Origin of the sequence: Nocardiopsis sp. YSL2 (genome assembly GCF_030555055.1) — a bacterium.
Classification (GTDB): domain Bacteria; phylum Actinomycetota; class Actinomycetes; order Streptosporangiales; family Streptosporangiaceae; genus Nocardiopsis.
On sequence record NZ_JAMOAO010000001.1, the window covers coordinates 1,663,973 to 1,681,469 of the forward strand.

Genomic DNA, 17,497 nt, shown 5'->3' on the forward strand with positions numbered 1-17,497 from the left:
CGCCTTAGTAATCCTGTCACGGCCGACGGCGGAGGGGTCCTTCGCTCAGCCCCCCGCGTGCGGACCGGCGCTGTCCAGGTCCGCGCCGTCGCGGATGCTTGCCAACAACATACCCGACAATTCCGATCGACATACAAGGACATCGGGGAGTAGCGGGTCGGCTACGTTGTAGCGCAGCGGCGAGCCGTCGATGCGCGACGTGTGCAGGCCGGAGGCCCGCGCGACCGCGACCGGTGCGGCGCTGTCCCATTCGTACTGTCCACCGGCGTGGACGTAGATGTCGGCTATGCCGAGCATCACAGCGCAGATCTTGGCACCCGCCGAACCCATCGGGACCACCTCGGCGCCGAGCTGGGTGGCCATACGCTGCACGAACGCGGGCGGACGGGTCCGGCTGGCGGTGATGCGCAGCCGCTGGCCGGCCGGGCGCTCCTCGGGCAGCCACGGCGGATCGACGGTGGACACCGTGCTCCCCTGGGCCGGCAGCGCCACCGCCCCGGCCACGAGGTCGCCGTTCTCCCACAGGGCCACGTGCACGGCCCAGTCGGTGCGGCCCGGCTCGGAGAACTCGCGCGTCCCGTCCAGTGGGTCGATGATCCACACCCGCCGCGCGCTCAGTCGGGCGGGGTCGTCGGCGCCCTCCTCGGAGAGCACCGCGTCACTGGGACGCAGCCGCCCCAGGGCGGAGAAGAGGAACTCGTGCGAGGTCCGGTCCCCCAGTGTGCGCAGGACCTCGGGCTCGGCGAAGCCGTGCCGGGCGCGCAGGCGCAGCAACAGCTGACCCGCCTCGCTCGCCAGGTCGCGTGCCACCTCATGATCGTCTCGGATGCTCTTCACCGGCTAGTATGCTCCCGCCCCACGGATCACCGCTGACCACGTCTTCCACAGGATCTGGATGTCCAATGTCAGCGACCAGTTTTCCACGTACCGCAGATCCAGGCGGACCGATTCCTCCCATGTGAGGTCGGATCGACCGCTGACCTGCCAGAGGCCCGTCAACCCCGGCTTGACCACCAGCCTGCGGCGGACGTCGTGCCCGTACTGGGCGACCTCCTCCGGCAGCGGCGGCCTGGGGCCGACGAGCGACATCTCCCCACGTACCACGTTGATGAGCTGGGGAAGCTCATCCAGCGAATACCGGCGCAGCCATGCCCCCACGGGCGTGACCCTGGGATCGCGACGCATCTTGAACAGCACACCGTCGTGCTCGTTGCGGGGCGTGAGCATCGCCTTCAACGCCTCGGCCCCGACCACCATGGTACGGAACTTGTAAACCGTGAACTCGACCCCGCCCCTGCCGACGCGCGTCTGGGTGAACAGCGCCGGTCCGCCGCCCTCCGACCGGATGAGCACGCACAACACCAGCAGCAGCGGGGAGAGCAGGACCAGCGCCAGCGCGGCGGCCGACCGGTCGAAGAAGCTCTTGAGGACGCGGCGCACCCCGGTGAGCTCGGGGTGCTCCACGTGCAGCAGCGGCAGTCCGGCCACGGGTCGGATGGAGGTGCGCGGCCCGGCGACCTCCATGAGGGCGGAGGCGACGATGAGGTCGGTGCCGCTCTTCTCCAGCCGCCAGGCCAGCCGCCGCAGTTCCGCCCCGTCCATCTCGGGGCAGGCCAGCACGGCGACGGTGTCGGCCCCGACCAGGGACGCCGCGTCCGCCGCGTCGGTGAAGGAGCCCAGGACCGGGCACCCCTCCACCTCGTCGGGAGCCCGCCCACCGAGGGACTCGCTCTCGGGCAGGCACACGCCCACGACCCGCATGCCGTGGTAGATCTCGCCCCGGAAGCGTCGGATGAGGTCGCGGGCGGCCACGCGGTAGCCGACGACCACGACTCCGCTCATGCACTGGCCCGAGCGCCGCCGCCGGTGCAGGGCCTTGCGGCGCGCGTAGCGCAGGGTCAGGCTCACCAGGACGATGAGCGGCAGCGCGACCAGGGCGTAGCCCCGGGCCAGGTCGAACTTGACGGCATAGGCGCCGATGGCGACGGCGGACGCGAGCAGGGCGCCGGAGACGGCGACCCGCCGGTACTCCTCGGTCCCCACCCCCAGGAAGCGCCGCGCGTAGCCGCCGCCGAGGTAGACGAACACGACCCAGGTGAGCGGCAGCAGCAGGGACAGGTGGAAGTAGGGCGTCGTGGTCGCCGCGCCCAGGGAGTCGTGGAAGCGGACCGCGGTGCCCGCCGCCGTCGCGGCGAGGGCGGCGGTGAGGTCGAGCACGACCAGGCCCGCCACGTAGGAGCGCGTCCAGCCCCGCGGGCGCGCCCGCCGCGCGCCGTCGAAGCCCGCGGTGATCGGCGCCGGCTGTTCCCGGGCGGCCTTCACCCCGCTGGTTGTGACCACGGATCCCTCCAGGAGAACTGACGATGATGATTCGATCACTGTGCGTGACAGCCCTCGGCATGGCAGAAGTCGACGCGGAGGGCGGGAGCGGGGCGCCGCCTCGAACACGAAGGGCCGACGCACCGTACAGTAACCAAAAGTAGTGGATAAGTCGCGCACTGTGTCGGCTTGTTGGGCAACCCGACCCTGTACCGGCGGACTGTGTCCGGACCGAGACCGGACCGAAACCCGGGGTGGTGCGGTCGGCCCGGCCAGGCCGGGCGCGGCGGCCCGCGGCCGAGCACGGGCTCCGCTCGTTCACCATCGTCCACGCGGCACGGGAGAGGGGCCTCGACCGGGCGAAGACACTGGTGGGAGCGGTCTCCGACGGCCCGCTCGAAGCCGGGACCGCCCGCCGCCGGTCACGGCGGCGGCCACGCGGCGGCTCCCGCGGGGATGAGGGAGGGGTCCTCGGGCCGACCGGTCAGGGCCGCCTCGGCCCGGGGCCGGTTCAGGCGGCGGTGTGGAAGATGTTCTGCGCCCGGTCCAGTCCGTCGGTGAGGACGGTGCGGACGGCGTCCGCGGCACGCTCGACGTTGAGGTCGAGCTCGCCGCGCTCCGTGGAGGAGAAGTCCCTGAGCACGAAGGCGGCGGCGTCCATGCGTCCCGGCGGGCGGCCCACGCCGAAGCGCACGCGCACGTAGTCCGGCCCGGACAGGGACGCCGTCAGCGACTTGAGCCCGTTGTGCCCGCCGGAGCCGCCGCCCCGCTTGAGCTTGAGAGCGCCGAAGTCGATGTCGAGCTCGTCGTGGACCACGACGATCCGCTCGACGGGGATCTTGTAGAAGGCGCTCAGCGCGGCCGTGGGGCCGCCGGAGAGGTTCATGTACGTCCGCGGCTTGGCCAGGACCACCGGCGTGCCGTCCAGACGGGTCTCGACGACCTCGGCGCGGGCCTTGTGGGACTTCCAGCGCTCGTTCCCGGCGCGGGCCAGCGCGTCGACCACCATGAAGCCCGCGTTGTGCCGGTTCGCCGCGTACGTGGGGCCGGGGTTGCCCAGCCCGACGACCAGCCACCGCTCGGTCTCAGCCATGTCCTCGTTCTTCCTGACGCCCGACCCGTTCGACCTCCGCCACCAGCTCCACATACGGCCGACCCTATCGGCCTCTCCTCGCCGAAAGGCACGGCGAGGGGCGCGCCGGTGCCTGCAGGAGGAGTCTCTGCCGCCAGCGAGCCTGCGAGGCAGGCAGTAGCGACGACGATGGACCCGGCGTCAAGCGCCCCGAGCGACGAACGCGCGGTCCCCGGTTCGGGGACCGCGCGTTCGCGGTGCGGTGGTGGAGCCTCCGCCTACTCGGCGGCGGCCTCGCTCTCGGTGCTCTCGGCGCCCTCGGTGGGCTCCTCCTCCACGCGCGGCGCGGAGACGGTGAGCAGCAGCGAGTCGGGGTCGGTGACCAGCGTGGTGCCCGCGGGCAGCTTCAGCTCGGAGGCGGTCGGGTTGGCACCGACCTCCAGGCCCTCGACGCTGAACTCCACGCCCTCGGGGATGTGGGTGGCCTCGGCCTCGACGGTCACGGTGACGAGCTCCTGGTTGAGCACACCCGGTGCCTTGACCTCACCGGTCAGGGTCACGTTGATCTCGACCTCGACCTTCTCGCCCTTGGACACGACCAGCAGGTCGACGTGCTCAAGGAAGCCCTTGATGGCGTCGCGCTGCACGCTCTTGGGAAGGGCGAGATTGTCCTTGTCCAGGCCGTCCAGACGAATCAGGACGTTGGGGGTCTTCAGGGCGAGCATGAGATCGTGGCCCGGCAGGTTCAGGTGGCGGGGCTCGGTGCCGTGGCCGTAGAGGACGGCCGGCACCTTACCCGCGCGGCGAGCGCGACGGGAGGCGCCCTTGCCGAATTCCGTGCGGGGCTCGGCAGCGATACGTACCTCGGACACGACAAAACTCCTCGGGTTCAACCCCGCAGCACGGGGAACACGACTCCAGTAGTACGAACGATTCCCGCCCTCGGCGGGGAAGCGGCGGGGTCACCCCACAAGCAGGGGACGCGACCGCGCTGGTTCCAGGCGTGCCCGGCGAGCCGCCACCGGACCCGTCCGGCCCGGGAACGCTCGTCGCGCACCCCTGCCCGCTTTGCCACACGCAGCCCGTAAGGGCTCCGTCTGGGCACGGGGACACTCGGTCAAGTCTACTGGTTCTGGGGACCTCTTTAATACGGCCTCGCGGGCTCCGAGGCGGGACCCCGCGGGGTCCCGCCTCGGAGCGGCGCGGCGCGCTACTCGAACAGGCTCGTGACCGAGCCGTCCGTGAAGACCTCGCTGATGGCGCGGGCCACCAGCGGGGCGATCGACAGCTGCGTCAGCTTCTCGAAGGCGCGCTCCTCGGGGACCGGCAGCGAGTTGGTGATGACGACCTCGGAGATCCGGGAGTTCTGCAGGCGCTCGGCGGCCGGGCCCGACAGCACACCGTGCGTGGCGGCGACGACGACCTTGGCCGCGCCCTGCTCGAAGAGCGCGTCGGCGGCCTTCACGATGGTGCCGCCGGTGTCGATCATGTCGTCGACCAGCACGCAGACGCGGCCCTCGACCTGGCCGACGACCTCGTGCACCTTCACCTGGTTGGCGACGTCCGGGTCACGGCGCTTGTGGATGATCGCCAGGGGCGCGCCCAGGCGGTCCGCCCACTTGTCGGCGGTGCGCACACGGCCGGCGTCCGGGGAGACGACCGTGATCTCGGACAGGTCGACCCGGCTCGCGATGTGGTCGGCCAGGATCGGCAGCGCGAACAGGTGGTCGACCGGACCGTCGAAGAAGCCCTGGATCTGGTCCGTGTGCAGGTCGACGGCCATCATCCGGTCCGCTCCGGCGGTGCGGAACAGGTCGGTCATCAGGCGCGCCGAGATGGGCTCGCGCCCGCGGTGCTTCTTGTCCTGTCGGGCGTACCCGAAGAACGGCGTGACCACGGTGATGCGCTTGGCGGAGGCCCGCTTGAGCGCGTCCACCATGATCAGCTGCTCCATGATGGCCTCGTTGATCGGATCCGCGTGGCACTGGATCACGAAGGCGTCGCTGCCGCGCACCGACTCCAGGTAGCGGACGAAGATCTCACCGTTGGCGAAGGTGTCGAACCGCGTGGGGACCACGTCGATCCCCATCTCCTTCGCTACCTCGTCGGCCAGCGCGGGGTGCGTGCGCCCCGAGAAGAGCATCATCTGTTTCTGGCCGGTGGCCTTCATGCCGCTCACGTGTTTCTCCCCCACAGTCACTGCTCGTTGTCGGCTCTGTGCCGCTCGGCCTGCTCCGCCGCCTCCGCGGACGCTGTGCCCGGGCGCTTGCGCCGGGTCCAGCCCTCGACGTTGCGCTGGCGGTTCCCTTCGGAGACCGCCAGGGCGCCGGGCGGGACGTCGTCCCGGATCACGGTTCCGGCCCCGGAGTAGGCACCGTCGCCCACCCGCACCGGCGCGACGAAGGTGTTGTCGCTGCCGAGACGCACGTGGTCGCCGATGGTGCTCCGATGCTTGTCGACCCCGTCGTAGTTGACGAACACCGAGGAGCAGCCGATGTTGCTGCCCACACCGATGTCCGCGTCGCCGACGTAGGTCAGGTGCGGAACCTTGGAACCGGCGCCGATGTTCGAGTTCTTGACCTCGACGAAGGCGCCGGCCTTGGCCCGCTCGGCCAGGCGGGTGCCCGGCCGGAGGTAGGTGTAGGGGCCGACGGAGGCCCCGGGCCCGATCTCCGCCCCGTCCGCGGTGGTCTCGCGCACGCGCGCGCCCTCGCCCACCACCGTGTCCTCCAGGGTGGCGCCGGGGCCCACGTGGGCGTCCTCGCCGATGACGGTGGCGCCGAGCAGGCGGGTGCCGGGTTCGATCACCGCGTCGCGGCCGATGCGCACCTGGGCGTCCACCCAGGTGGTGGCGGGGTCCACGACCGTGACGCCGGAGCGCATGTGCTCGCGCAGCAGGCGCTGGTTGAGGACCCGCCTGGCCTCGGCCAGCTGGACGCGGTCGTTGACGCCCTGGACCTCCTGCCAGTCCTCGGCGGCCCAGGCGCCCACGCGGTGGCCGTCGCCGCGCAGCAGCGCGACGGCGTCGGTGATGTACTCCTCGCCCTTGGCGTTGTCCGTGGACAGCCGCTGGACGACGGAGGTGAGCAGGGCGCCGTCGAAGGCGTACATGCCGGAGTTGATCTCGTCGATGGCGCGCTCGCCGGGGGCGGCGTCGGCGTGTTCGACGATGCGGGTGAAGGAGCCGTGCTCGTCGCGGACGATGCGCCCGTAGCCGTGCGGGTCGGGCACCCGGGCGGAGAGCACGGTGACGGCGTTGCCCTCGCTCTCGTGCTCGGCGACCAGCCCTGCGAGGGTCTCGGCGCGGAGCAGGGGCGTGTCGCCGCAGGTGAGGATGACGGTCTCGGTGAGCTTGACGCCCTGCGAGGCGAGGTCCTCGACGGCCATGCGCACGGCGTGGCCGGTGCCGTTCTGTTCGTCCTGGACCGCGGTGAGGGCTTCGGGGGCGGCCTCCGCCAGATGGGCCCGGACCTGCTCTCGGGCGTGGCCGACGACGACCACCGAGTACTGCGGCGACAGGTCACGGGCGGCGGAGAGCACGTGTCCGAGCATGCTTCGGCCGTTGATCTCGTGGAGGACCTTGGGCAGCTTGGACTTCATTCGGGTGCCCTCGCCCGCCGCGAGGACGATGACGGCAGCCGGGCGGTTCACGCTCACTGAAGGGGACCCCTCGTGATAGCTGGCGATTGCACTGTCGGCTCACCCCTCGGCGGCGCGCCCCGCGTGCCGCGCGGGCGGCCGTCGGATGATCCAGCGGCCGACATGGGAAGGATACATGCGCGTCACCTGGTGGGTTCGGAGTAGGTTCGGGGCGCTTGATGCCGGGTTGGGTTCGGGTTGGGTTCGGGGCGCTTCACGCCGGGTCCTTCGTCGTCGACTCGCCTGGCTCGCAAGCTCGCTGGCGGCAACGTCTCCTCCTGCAGGCTCCGGCGCGCCCCTCACCCCTGTGTCTTCTTTGGGCCTCCGCTCGTTCCTCGCTTTGGCCCGGATAGACCCCCTGGGGTCGAGGCCGCTTGAACGGCCTCCCTCTCACCCCCTGGGGTTGAAGTGGGCTGATGTGTGCACGGCCAACCCCCTGGGGTTCACGCAGGACTGTGTGCGCACCTTCAACCCCCTGTGGGTGCAGGGGTGGCGCGCCCCGAGCCAACCCCACAGTGGTTCAGGCAGGCAGGACACCTTCAAGGGGAGGCTCCTGTGATCAGAGGCACACGGCTGTGTGAATCCCGGGGCGTGGAAGTGACGGTCCGGCAAGGGGATCAGCAGGGGGCTGAGGGATAAGCCACACGCCCAGGTGAACCCCAGGGAGTTGGACGCGCACACGCGGGCCTACGGGGCCACAGGGGGTGAGAGGTGAGTAGCGCAGCCCACCGGAACCACAGGGGGGTTGGTCGGGCCGAAGCAGGTAGGGCTGCGCCGCAGGCGTCCGTTGAGGGTGGTGGCGGGCGACGGCGCGGGCACGAGCGGAGGCCCAAGGCAAGCAGGGGGTGAGGGGCGCGCCGGAGCCTGCAGGAGGAGACGGGGCCGCAGCGAGGAACGAGCAAGGCAAGTCGACGACGAAGGCGCCGGTGTGAAGCGCCCCGAACCCAAGCGCCCCGAGCACAAGCTCCCGGACCAGGGCTCGAACCTGGACGATGGGGACCAAAACCCCACATGCTGCCGATTACATCATCCGGGACGGTGGGGCGCCGGCCGTGCGCCCTGTCGACCGCCACCAACATAGCGCCTCCGCGAGGGGGGTTGCCAAACCTACGGCAACGTAGGTTACGGTTACGTAGGAATAGGTTGGGCTGTCGCGGCGGGTGCACACACCCTCGGGCGCCGTCCTGACCCGAGACGTCGTCCAGTGACACGAGGTGTTGGAGACCATGACCGCAGCTCCCGAGGTACCGACCGCGACCCCGCGGAAACGCGAGGTCATCCCCGAGTACGAGCCAGAGGCGAGGGGCAAGGCCGAGCGCTACACGGTGTTCGCGTTCGTCTTCATCCCGCTCATCGCGCTGCTCGCCTCCGTGCCCTTCTTCTGGGGCTGGGGCCTGTCGATGACCGACATCGCCATCGGCGTGGTCTTCTACGTGATCAGCGGACTGGGCATCACGGTCGGCTTCCACCGGCACTTCACCCACGGCTCGTTCAAGGCCAACCGCCCGCTGCGCATCGCGCTGGCGGTCGCGGGCAGCATGGCCATCGAGGGCAGCGTCATCAAATGGGTGGCCGACCACCGCCGCCACCACAAGTACGCCGACGCCGAGGGCGACCCGCACTCGCCGTGGCGCTTCGGCGACGACTGGAAGTCGGTGGCCAAGGGCCTGTACTACGCGCACATGGCGTGGATGTACCTGGACGAGAAGAAGACCTCGCCTCGCCGGTTCACGCCGGACCTGCTCAAGGACAAGGACGTCGTCCTCGTCGACAAGCTCTTCCTGCCGATCGTCATCTTCTCGCTGGGCGCGCCCGCCCTCATCGGCGGCCTGGTCACCATGTCCTGGTGGGGCGCGGTCACCGCGTTCTTCTGGGCGAGCCTGGTCCGCGTGGCCCTGCTGCACCACGTCACCTGGTCGATCAACTCCATCTGCCACACCATCGGCGAGGAGAACTTCGAGGTCCGCGACCGCTCCCGCAACGTGTGGTGGCTGGCCATCCCGTCCTTCGGCGAGTCGTGGCACAACCTGCACCACGCCGACCCGACCTGCGCCCGCCACGGTGTGCTCAAGGGCCAGATCGACATCTCCGCCCGGATCATCTGGGCGTTCGAGAAGTTCGGCTGGGCCACCAAGGTCCGCTGGCCCAACAACGAACGGCTCGCCGCCAAGCGGGTCAGCGTCTAGGATCTGAAGCCATCATGGGAGCAGCCGACAGCGATCAGACGACACGCGTGCGCCGCAAGCGCATGACGGGCAGGGAGCGCCGACAACAGCTTGTGGAGATCGGCCGGGAGCTGTTCGCCGAACGCGGGTTCGACGCGACCTCCGTGGAGGAGATCGCGGCACGGGCGGGCGTGTCCAAGCCCGTGGTCTACGAGCACTTCGGCGGCAAGGAGGGCATCTACGCCGTCGTCGTGGACCGGGAGATGCGCACGCTCCTGGACATGGTGGGCGATGCCCTCACCGCCGACAGCGCGCGCACCAAGATCGAGAAGGCGGCCCTGGCACTGCTCCGGTACGTGGAGGAGAACACCGTCGGGTTCCGGGTCCTGACCCGCGACTCGCACGCGGCCTCCGCCACCGGGAGTTTCGCCAGCCTGCTCAACGACATCGCCAGCCAGGTCGAGCACATCATGGTCGACGAGTTCGCCGACCGCGGTTACGATCCGGCGCTGGCCCCCATGTACGCCCAGGCCCTGGTGGGTATGTGGGCCTTGACGGGGCAGTGGTGGCTGGAGGTGCGCCGACCCAAGCGCGAGGTCGTCGCGGCGCACCTGGTCAACCTGGCCTGGAACGGGCTGTCGAGCCTGGAGGCGCGGCCGAGGCTGCAGACCCGGGCGCGCGGAACGGACTGAGTCACCGTCGCCGGTGACGGCGGGGGCGGTACTCCTGGTACCGCCCCCGCTATCTTGATGTCAAGAGATATGCTGGGCCCATGCGCGATGAGGTGGATGGGCTGATCGAGGCGTGGCGCTCCCAACGCCCGGACGTGGACGTGTCACCGCTGGAGGTGTTCAGCCGGGTGTCCCGGCTCGCGCGCCACCTGGACCGCGCCCGCCGCACGGTGTTCACCGAGCACGCGCTGGAGACGTGGGAGTTCGACGTCCTGGCCGAGCTGCGCCGCTCCGGCCCCCCGTACGAGCTCAGTCCCGGCCGCCTGCTCCGGGCCACCCTGGTGACCTCCGGGACGATGACCAACCGGGTGGACCGCCTGGCCGCCGCCGGCCTCGTCCGGCGCCGCCCCGACCCGGCCGACAAGCGCGGCGTACTCGTCCGCCTCACCGACCAGGGCGCCGAGCGGATCGACGCCGCGCTGGCCTCGCTCGTGCGGTACGAGGAGTCGCTGCTGGCACCGATGCCGGCCGACGACCGCGAACAGCTGGCATCGTTACTCAGATGCCTTCTCGCACCACTCGACAGGGGTCCGGGCGATCCACAAGACTAGTTACTCGGCGGTATCCGTCTCTCTCACCGGGACCCGCTGTCTGGGCGCGAACCACAATCCAGGCCTTGGTTGGAGAACACAGTGAGAATCCGGTGGATCGCGGCACTGACCGCGGCGGTCGTTGCCATGACGGGCTGCGGCGGCGACGGCGACTCGGCCGATGAGCGGACCGCGGCGGAGCCGAGCTACTACCTCTCCCTGGGCGACTCGTTGACCGTCGGCGTCCAGCCGGACGAGAACGGGCGGCCCGAGACGACCGCCGACGGGTACACCGACGTCCTGTACCGGAACCTGTACGACGCGGACTCCACGCTCGACCACGAGCGCATGGGCTGCGGCGGCGAGGACACCACCAGCTTCATCGAGGGCGGGCCGGCGCACTGCGACGAGCAGTACGACGGCGCGTCCCAGCTGGAGGCCGCCGAGGAGTTCCTCGCCGAGAACGCGGGCCGGGTCGACCTGGTCACCCTCACCATCGGCGGGAACAACTTCACCGGCTGCGTGGGCGACATGGAGAACGCGTCCGGCCCCTCCCTGGACACCGCGTGCGTCGAGGACGGGCTGGAGCGCGTCGACACGGAGATCCCGGTCATCGCGAGCCGTCTGCGCGCGGCCGCCGGACCGGACACCCAGATCATCGCGATGACCTACTACAACCCGTTCCTGGCGGCGCTGCTGTTGGAGGACGGCGGGACCGACGGCGAGGAGGCCGAGGACGCCGAGTCGAGCGACGGCCCCGAGGACGCACGGGAGGACGGCGACGCGGAGGGCGCGGACGGGTCCGGCGAGGCCGACGACGCGGAGGGCGCGGACGGGTCCGGCGAGGCCGACGACGCCGAGGCGGGCGAGCCCGACCTCGTGGAGTACGCCACCGGTGTCCTGGAGGAGATGAACGAGTCCCTGCGCTCCTCCTACGCCGCCCAGGACATCGAGGTCGCCGACGTCGAGGCGACCTTCGACTCCACGAACTTCGACGTGCCCGCGGACAGCGACACCGGCATGCCCGCCAACGTGCAGTCCGTCTGCGACCTGACGTGGATGTGCAACACCGACCGCGGTCCGGACATCCACACCAACCGGGCGGGCGCCCAGGAGATCGCCGCCACGTTCGAGGACCTCGTCCAGTAGCGACGGGTCCCCGTCCCCCGCACGCGGAAGGGCCGGTACGCGGCGCGTACCGGCCCTCGACGCAGGTCCTAGTCGCCCACCTGCTCGGCCTTCTCCAGCCAGACCTCCTCCAGCTGCTCGCGCTCGGCGGCCAGGGCCTTGGCCTCGGCGTCCAGCTCGGCCAGGCGGGTGTAGTCGTCGGCCGCGGCGGCCATCAGCTCGTGCAGCTCCGTCTCGCGCTTGGACACCCGGTCCATGCGCCGCTCGACGCGCTGCATCTCCTTCTGCGCGGCGCGGCGGTCGGCCGCCGACACGGCCGGTGCCTTCGACTCCTGCTCCGCCGTCTCCGAGGCGCCCAGCGGCACCGTGGCCTCGCCCGCCCTGAGCGCGCGGCGCTCCAGGTACTCGTCGACGCCGCCGGGCAGGAAGGCCAGGCCGCCGTCGCCCATCAGCGCCAGGACGCGGTCGGTGACGCGCTCCAGGAAGTAGCGGTCGTGGCTGACCAGGACGAGCGACCCGGGCCAGCCGTCGAGCAGGTCCTCCAGCTCGGTGAGGGTCTCGATGTCGAGGTCGTTCGTGGGCTCGTCCAGGAGCAGCACGTTGGGCTCGTCCATGAGCAGGCGCAGCAGCTGCAGGCGGCGGCGCTCACCCCCGGAGAGCTCTCCGACCGGCGTCCACTGGCGCTCGCCCCGGAAGCCGAAGCGCTCCAGCATCTGGCTGGCGGTGTAGTCGCGCTTGCCGATGGTGATGTGCTCGCGCACCTCCATCACCGTCTGGAGGGGGCGGGCGTCGGGGTCCAGCTCGGCCACGTTCTGGGACAGGTGCGCCAGCTTGACCGTGCGGCCCGTGCGGACGTGTCCGGTGTCGGGCTCGCGCTCCTCGGCGAGGATCTTGAGCAGGGTGGACTTGCCCGCGCCGTTGACGCCCACCAGTCCGACCCGGTCCCCGGGGCCGAGCTGCCACGTGAGGTGGTCGAGCAGGACCCGGTCGGGAACGGCGACGGTCACGTCCTTGAGGTCGACGACCGTCTTGCCCAGGCGGGAGCTGGCGAAGCGGACCAGCTCGACGGAGTCGCGGGCCGGCGGCTCGTCCGCGATGAGCTGGTTGGCCGCCTCGATCCGGAACTTGGGCTTGGAGGTGCGCGCGGGGGCGCCGCGGCGCAGCCAGGCCAGCTCCTTGCGCATGATGTTCTGGCGGCGCTCCTCGGCCGCGGCGGCCTGGCGGTCGCGCTCGGCCTTGGCCAGGACGTAGGCGGCGTACCCGCCCTCGTAGCGCTCGACGGTGCCGCGCCCGACCTCCCAGGTGCGCGTGGTGACCGCGTCCAGGAACCACCGGTCGTGTGTGACGACCACGAGCGCCTCGGGACGGGCGTTCAGGTGCTGGGCCAGCCAGGCGATGCCCTCGATGTCGAGGTGGTTGGTGGGCTCGTCCAGGACGATGAGGTCGTGGTCGTCCACCAGGAGCCGGGCCAGACCCGTGCGACGGCGCTCGCCGCCGGACAGGTCCGCCATCGAGGTGTCCAGGTCCCAGCCGCCGAGGAGGCCGCGGAGCAGGTCGCGGATGCGCGCGTCGCCCGCCCACTCGTGCTCGGCCCGGTCACCCAGCACGAACTCGCCGACGGTGGTGTCGGGGAAGGTGTCGCGCTGGTGGAGGAAGCCGACACGGAGTCCGCGGTTGTGCACGACCCGGCCCGAGTCGGGCGCGGTGAGCGCCGACAGCACGGAGATCAGCGTCGACTTGCCGCCCCCGTTGCGGCCGACGACGCCGATGCGGTCGCCCTCGTCCACGCCGAGCGAGACCTTGTCGAGGAGTACGAGGGGCCCGTAGGCCAGGGACACGTCCTGAAGATTGACCAGATTCATCACTGTCCATTGTGGTCCCCCCGACGCGGTGCCCCGACCGCCCGCGAGCGCGGGGCGGTCACCCGGTCCCCGACCGGAGCGGCCGCGCCCGCCGCATCCGCCTCGCGGGTGGGGGCGGCCCGCCTCAGTCCAGGCGCGCGGCGTAGCGGCCGCGCAGCTCCTCGGTCCGGTCCGCGGGCCACGGACGGCGTTCGCCACCGACGACCTCGGCGAAGTACCGCTCCAGGTGGGTGTGCCAGGCGGCGAGCGCCGTCGGCAGGAACGGCTCCAGCCGCTCGGGCACGGTCTGGGTCAGTTCCACGCGGTTGCCGAGTCCCGGCTCGTGGACCAGCGTCCAGCGGACCGTCCCCGCCGCGGCGCCCTCATGCGTCCAGGTGTACTCCAGCACGCGCGGAGCGTCCGCCTCGGTGACCGGGCCGGCGCCCACCTCCTCGTTGACGGTCCCCGCCGGCGGTACGCCGCCGACCTCGGCGGCCTTCCCTCCGGTCAGGACGGCCCAGGCGTCCTCGAGCGGTGTCCACAGCAGGTCGCGGGCGAAGGACACGACGAAGCCGTCGGGGGTCGTCACCGCCGTGCCCTCATCGAGCCCGAACTCGGCCACATAGCGCTCCACGGCCGCCAGGCGCCCGGTCCGCGACTCGGAGGCGGCCTCCGGGTCCCGGCCCTCCAGAAGGGCCTCCAGCGCGGCCAGGCACGTGTCCCAGCCGTGGGCGGTGCGGGCGGCCGCCAGACGGCCGAGCGCGGCCCCGCCGGCGGCGTGCGTGAGCGTGAATCGGGTCCCGGCTCCGGCGTCGTCCGGGGCGACCTCGAAGCGCAGTGCGTCGCGGTTCCACAGGAACCCGAACACGCGTGGAGGCTCGAACTCGGTGACCTGTCCCTCGCCGCCGTCGCCCGCGTCGGCCGGGGCGTCGGAGAAGCTGAAGCGCAGGCGCCCGCCCACCCGCAGGTCGCCCTCGACGGCGGCGGGGAACCACCGCGCCAGCTCCGCGGGGTCGGACACCGCGCGCCACACCCGCTCCGGACCGGCCGCGAAGCGCCGGTCCAGGAGCAGGACCGCGTCGCCCGCCACCACCCGCAGTGTCGCCGTCGGCTGAGCCATGGTGCACTTCCCTTCTCGGTCGGTCCGCCCGGTGCGATCGGCACCCCGTCGTGACCGTACCCAGAACGCGACCCGCTGGGGGCCGCACCACGCCAGGCCCCGAAGGCGTCGGACCGGCACTCAGACCAGGAAGAAGTCCCGGGCCGCCTTGGCGATTCCCTCCGTGTCCAGGCCGTGCGCCCGGGCGTGGTCGGCGGGTGTGCCGTAGGAGCGCAGCTCCGCGTCCCGTCCGACGCCCAGGCCGAGCTGCCGGTGGCGGCGGTCGGCCAGGGCCTCGGCGACCTCGTGCGCGGACGTTCCCCGCAGGTAGGGCTCGACGAGCAGGACGTCGGCGCTGCCCGCGGCGCCCACGAGCCGGCTGAGGCCGTCGCGGTCGAAGGGGCGCACGGTCGAGGCGTAGGCGACGGTGACGTCCAGGCCGGCGGTGGCCTCCAGGACCCGGTCGAGCATGGGGCCCACGGCCACGACCACGCCCGCCGAGCGGGCCGATCCGGTGCGCAGGACCGTCAGGCGCGGCGACACGGGCATCGACGTCCGGTTGCCCGTGGCCGAGAGCCGCACGTACACGCGGTCGTCGCGGGCGATGGCGGCCCGGAGGAGGTCGCGCGCCTCCTCATGGTGGCCGGGCACGTGCACGGTCCATCCGGGCAGGGTGTCCAGGAGGGCGACGTCGCCGGGCGCCTGGTGGGTGCGGCCCGCCGTGGAGGCGTCGTAGGAACCGCCGATGCCGACCAGCACCGCGCCGACGTCCTGGTGGCCGAAGTCCAGCTTGATCTGCTCGAAGGGCCGCTCGACGAGGAAGGGGGCGTAGCTGTGCACGATGGGGCGCATCCCGGTCAGGGCGAGCCCTCCGGCCACCCCGATCATCGCCTGCTCGCGGATGCCGACGTCGATCACGCGGCCCGGGTGGCGGGCGGCGGAGCGCCGGAACATGTCGCCGGAGATCACGGCGAGGACGAGGGCGGTGCGGGGGTCCTCGTCCAGGGCGGTGCCCACGGTCTCGGCGAAGGCCTGGCGCATGTCCGTGTTCCTGTTCATGTCCGTGTTCATGAGCGTCTTCCTGTTCACGTCCCGACACGCACCCGAGCGACGACGGCGAGCGGTCCACGGGAGCGGGGGCGGGTGAGGGCGTCGTGGAGGGCGTCCTGGTCGCGGCCGTCGGCCTCGCGCGTCTCCCAGCCCTCCACCGCGAAGCGCGCTGCGATGCCGCCGGGCCAGCCGTGCCTGGACGAACGGTTGTCGACGACCACGACGGTGAGGTTGTCCGCGCCGAGTCGGCCGGCGGCGGCGATGGCCTCGTGGTTGCTGCCCTCGTCGAGTTCCCCGTCGCCGACGAGCACGACGACGCGGGGTTCGGCGCCGTCGGCGCGGCGCACGTCCCGGGCGCGCAGCCCGAGGGCGGTGCCCAGGGCGAGGGGCAGGCCGTGGCCGAGGGACCCGCTGCCGATTTCGGCCCCGGGGACGAGTACGCGGTCGGGGTGGTGTCCCAGCCGGGAGTCGAACGCCGCCCAGGTGCGCAGGGTCGGCACGTCGAGGAAGCCCTTGGCGGCCAGGACGGCGTAGAAGGCCGCGGGGCCGTGTCCCTTGGACAGCAGGAAGCGGTCGCGGGCGGGGTCGTCGGCCGTCTCGGGGGAGACGGCCAGGACGCGGTCGTAGAGGACCCACAGGACGTCCAGCGTGGTGTGGGCCGCGGCGCTGTGCTTCTCGTCACCCTCCATCAGTCCGATGAGGGTGGGCAGGTCGGCGTATCGGGAGAAGGCGGGTCGGGTCGACATGCGTCCAGTGTTCAACCTCAAGCACACTTGAGGTCAACCGCGCGGACCCACCGCGACGCCCGTCGATTCCAGTGATCTACCTCACGCCTGGGGGGTCACAGGACGGTGGCCCCCGGCACGTCCCCGTAGGCCGTCACGACGCGCTCGCACAGCCCGCTCGCCTCCAGTGCCGCCACCACAGCCGCCTCGCGCCCGTCGACCACGGAGCGCTCCTCGGCCCCGCCGCCGACGAGGAAGGCGCAGGTCGGACCGGATCCGGACACCAGGGCGCCCAGGGCTCCGGCCTCCCGCCCGGTCTTGAGCGTGCGCTCCAGCTCCGGGAGCAGGGACAGGGCGGCGCCCTGAAGGTCGTTGGTGAGGGACTCCCCCAGCGCCACCGGGTCGGCGGCGGCCAGCGCGGCCGCCAGGGCGGCGTCGGCACGCGGCTCCGGGGCGTCCGGGCGCAGGCGGTCGTACTCGGCGAACACCTCGGCCGTGGACAGCCCGTGCGGCGAGAGCGCGAACACCCAGTGGAACCGGCCGGATCCGACCATCGGTTCGAGGATCTCGCCCCGGCCGCGGCCGACCGCGGTGGCCCCCACCAGAGCGAAGGGAACGTCGCTGCCCAACTCGGCCGCGTAGTCGAGCAGGGTCCGCCGGGGCAGGTCACAGCCCCACAGGCGGTCGCAGGCCACCAGCGCGGCGGCCGCGTCGGCGCTGCCGCCGGCCATCCCGCCGGCCACGGGGATGTGCTTGTCCATGTGGATGGTGACCGGGTGGCCCAGACCCGTCCGCGCGGCCAGCAGAGCCGCCGCGCGGGCGGTCAGGTTGGTCTCGTCCAGGGGCACGCGCGACAGGTGGGAGCCCAGCCCTCCGCCCACGGTCAGCTCCGTGAGGGCGGTCCCAGGACGCGGGGGCGCCGCCGTAACGGTAACCTCGTCGAACAGTGAGACGGCATGGAACACGTTGACGAGGTCGTGGAACCCGTCCTCGCGTCCGGGCCCCACCGCCAGCTGGAGGTTCACCTTCGCGGGGACCCGCACGGTTACGGTGGTATTAACGGTCACGAGTCCCCAATCGTAAAGGAACCCCCACCTTGCGTGAACACACACCCCCCGCGGGTCAGCGGTGTGTTCGACGCACCCTGGGGACCGTCACCTCTGTCATGTCAGTTACCGCCCGCACCCATGACGGCCCG

The 17,497-nt window shown here is 71.8% G+C and carries 15 protein-coding genes; 4 read left to right on the forward strand and 11 right to left on the reverse strand.

Features of this window, described 5'->3' with window-relative positions:
* Nucleotides 1-45: 45 nt before the first annotated feature.
* The 6 genes from M1P99_RS07180 to glmU form a co-directional block, all read right to left on the reverse strand.
* Nucleotides 46-837: a 3'(2'),5'-bisphosphate nucleotidase CysQ gene (locus tag M1P99_RS07180; RefSeq protein ID WP_304451874.1), complete on the reverse strand. Its 792-nt coding sequence runs from the start codon at nucleotides 835-837 to the stop codon at nucleotides 46-48.
* Between the two features lie 3 nt (nucleotides 838-840).
* The gene (locus tag M1P99_RS07185; protein WP_304455613.1) at nucleotides 841-2,292 is read right to left on the reverse strand and encodes a sugar transferase; all 1,452 of its coding nucleotides are present in this window, start codon (nucleotides 2,290-2,292) and stop codon (nucleotides 841-843) included.
* 538 nt (nucleotides 2,293-2,830) lie between these two features.
* Nucleotides 2,831-3,466 (reverse strand): aminoacyl-tRNA hydrolase, encoded by a 636-nt coding sequence (pth, locus tag M1P99_RS07190; protein WP_369696510.1) that lies wholly within the window; start codon nucleotides 3,464-3,466, stop codon nucleotides 2,831-2,833.
* A gap of 203 nt (nucleotides 3,467-3,669) precedes the next feature.
* Complete coding sequence (locus M1P99_RS07195) at nucleotides 3,670-4,263, reverse strand: 50S ribosomal protein L25/general stress protein Ctc (RefSeq protein ID WP_304451876.1); 594 nt, start codon at nucleotides 4,261-4,263, stop codon at nucleotides 3,670-3,672.
* A gap of 338 nt (nucleotides 4,264-4,601) precedes the next feature.
* Complete coding sequence (locus M1P99_RS07200; protein ID WP_304451877.1) at nucleotides 4,602-5,570, reverse strand: ribose-phosphate diphosphokinase; 969 nt, start codon at nucleotides 5,568-5,570, stop codon at nucleotides 4,602-4,604.
* Between the two features lie 17 nt (nucleotides 5,571-5,587).
* Nucleotides 5,588-7,048: a bifunctional UDP-N-acetylglucosamine diphosphorylase/glucosamine-1-phosphate N-acetyltransferase GlmU gene (gene glmU / locus M1P99_RS07205; RefSeq protein WP_304451878.1), complete on the reverse strand. Its 1,461-nt coding sequence runs from the start codon at nucleotides 7,046-7,048 to the stop codon at nucleotides 5,588-5,590.
* 1,208 nt (nucleotides 7,049-8,256) lie between these two features.
* On the opposite strand from glmU, the gene M1P99_RS07210 reads away from it, so the two are divergent.
* From M1P99_RS07210 to M1P99_RS07225, 4 genes are all read left to right on the forward strand, one after another.
* Entirely contained in the window at nucleotides 8,257-9,216 is a 960-nt protein-coding gene (locus tag M1P99_RS07210; protein WP_304451879.1) for an acyl-CoA desaturase, read from the forward strand.
* Between the two features lie 14 nt (nucleotides 9,217-9,230).
* Nucleotides 9,231-9,887 carry a TetR/AcrR family transcriptional regulator gene (locus M1P99_RS07215; protein ID WP_304451880.1) on the forward strand — a complete coding sequence of 219 codons (657 nt, stop codon included), beginning with the start codon at nucleotides 9,231-9,233 and terminating at the stop codon, nucleotides 9,885-9,887.
* Nucleotides 9,888-9,967: 80 nt separating this feature from the next.
* Nucleotides 9,968-10,477 (forward strand): MarR family winged helix-turn-helix transcriptional regulator, encoded by a 510-nt coding sequence (locus M1P99_RS07220; protein WP_304451881.1) that lies wholly within the window; start codon nucleotides 9,968-9,970, stop codon nucleotides 10,475-10,477.
* A gap of 81 nt (nucleotides 10,478-10,558) precedes the next feature.
* The gene (locus M1P99_RS07225) at nucleotides 10,559-11,605 is read left to right on the forward strand and encodes a GDSL-type esterase/lipase family protein (RefSeq protein WP_304451882.1); all 1,047 of its coding nucleotides are present in this window, start codon (nucleotides 10,559-10,561) and stop codon (nucleotides 11,603-11,605) included.
* 68 nt (nucleotides 11,606-11,673) lie between these two features.
* Here the strand turns inward: M1P99_RS07225 and M1P99_RS07230 are convergent, their stop codons facing one another.
* The 5 genes from M1P99_RS07230 to M1P99_RS07250 form a co-directional block, all read right to left on the reverse strand.
* Nucleotides 11,674-13,446 carry an ABC-F family ATP-binding cassette domain-containing protein gene (locus tag M1P99_RS07230; RefSeq protein WP_304451883.1) on the reverse strand — a complete coding sequence of 591 codons (1,773 nt, stop codon included), beginning with the start codon at nucleotides 13,444-13,446 and terminating at the stop codon, nucleotides 11,674-11,676.
* A 124-nt stretch (nucleotides 13,447-13,570) separates the two neighbouring features.
* Nucleotides 13,571-14,545 carry an SRPBCC domain-containing protein gene (locus M1P99_RS07235; protein WP_304451884.1) on the reverse strand — a complete coding sequence of 325 codons (975 nt, stop codon included), beginning with the start codon at nucleotides 14,543-14,545 and terminating at the stop codon, nucleotides 13,571-13,573.
* A 120-nt stretch (nucleotides 14,546-14,665) separates the two neighbouring features.
* The gene (locus M1P99_RS07240; protein ID WP_304455614.1) at nucleotides 14,666-15,565 is read right to left on the reverse strand and encodes a transketolase family protein; all 900 of its coding nucleotides are present in this window, start codon (nucleotides 15,563-15,565) and stop codon (nucleotides 14,666-14,668) included.
* A 44-nt stretch (nucleotides 15,566-15,609) separates the two neighbouring features.
* Complete coding sequence (locus M1P99_RS07245; protein WP_304451885.1) at nucleotides 15,610-16,320, reverse strand: thiamine pyrophosphate-dependent enzyme; 711 nt, start codon at nucleotides 16,318-16,320, stop codon at nucleotides 15,610-15,612.
* Between the two features lie 95 nt (nucleotides 16,321-16,415).
* Nucleotides 16,416-17,366, reverse strand: a complete 951-nt coding sequence (locus tag M1P99_RS07250) for a 4-(cytidine 5'-diphospho)-2-C-methyl-D-erythritol kinase (protein WP_304451886.1) — start codon at nucleotides 17,364-17,366, stop codon at nucleotides 16,416-16,418.
* Between the last annotated feature and the right edge of the window lie 131 nt (nucleotides 17,367-17,497).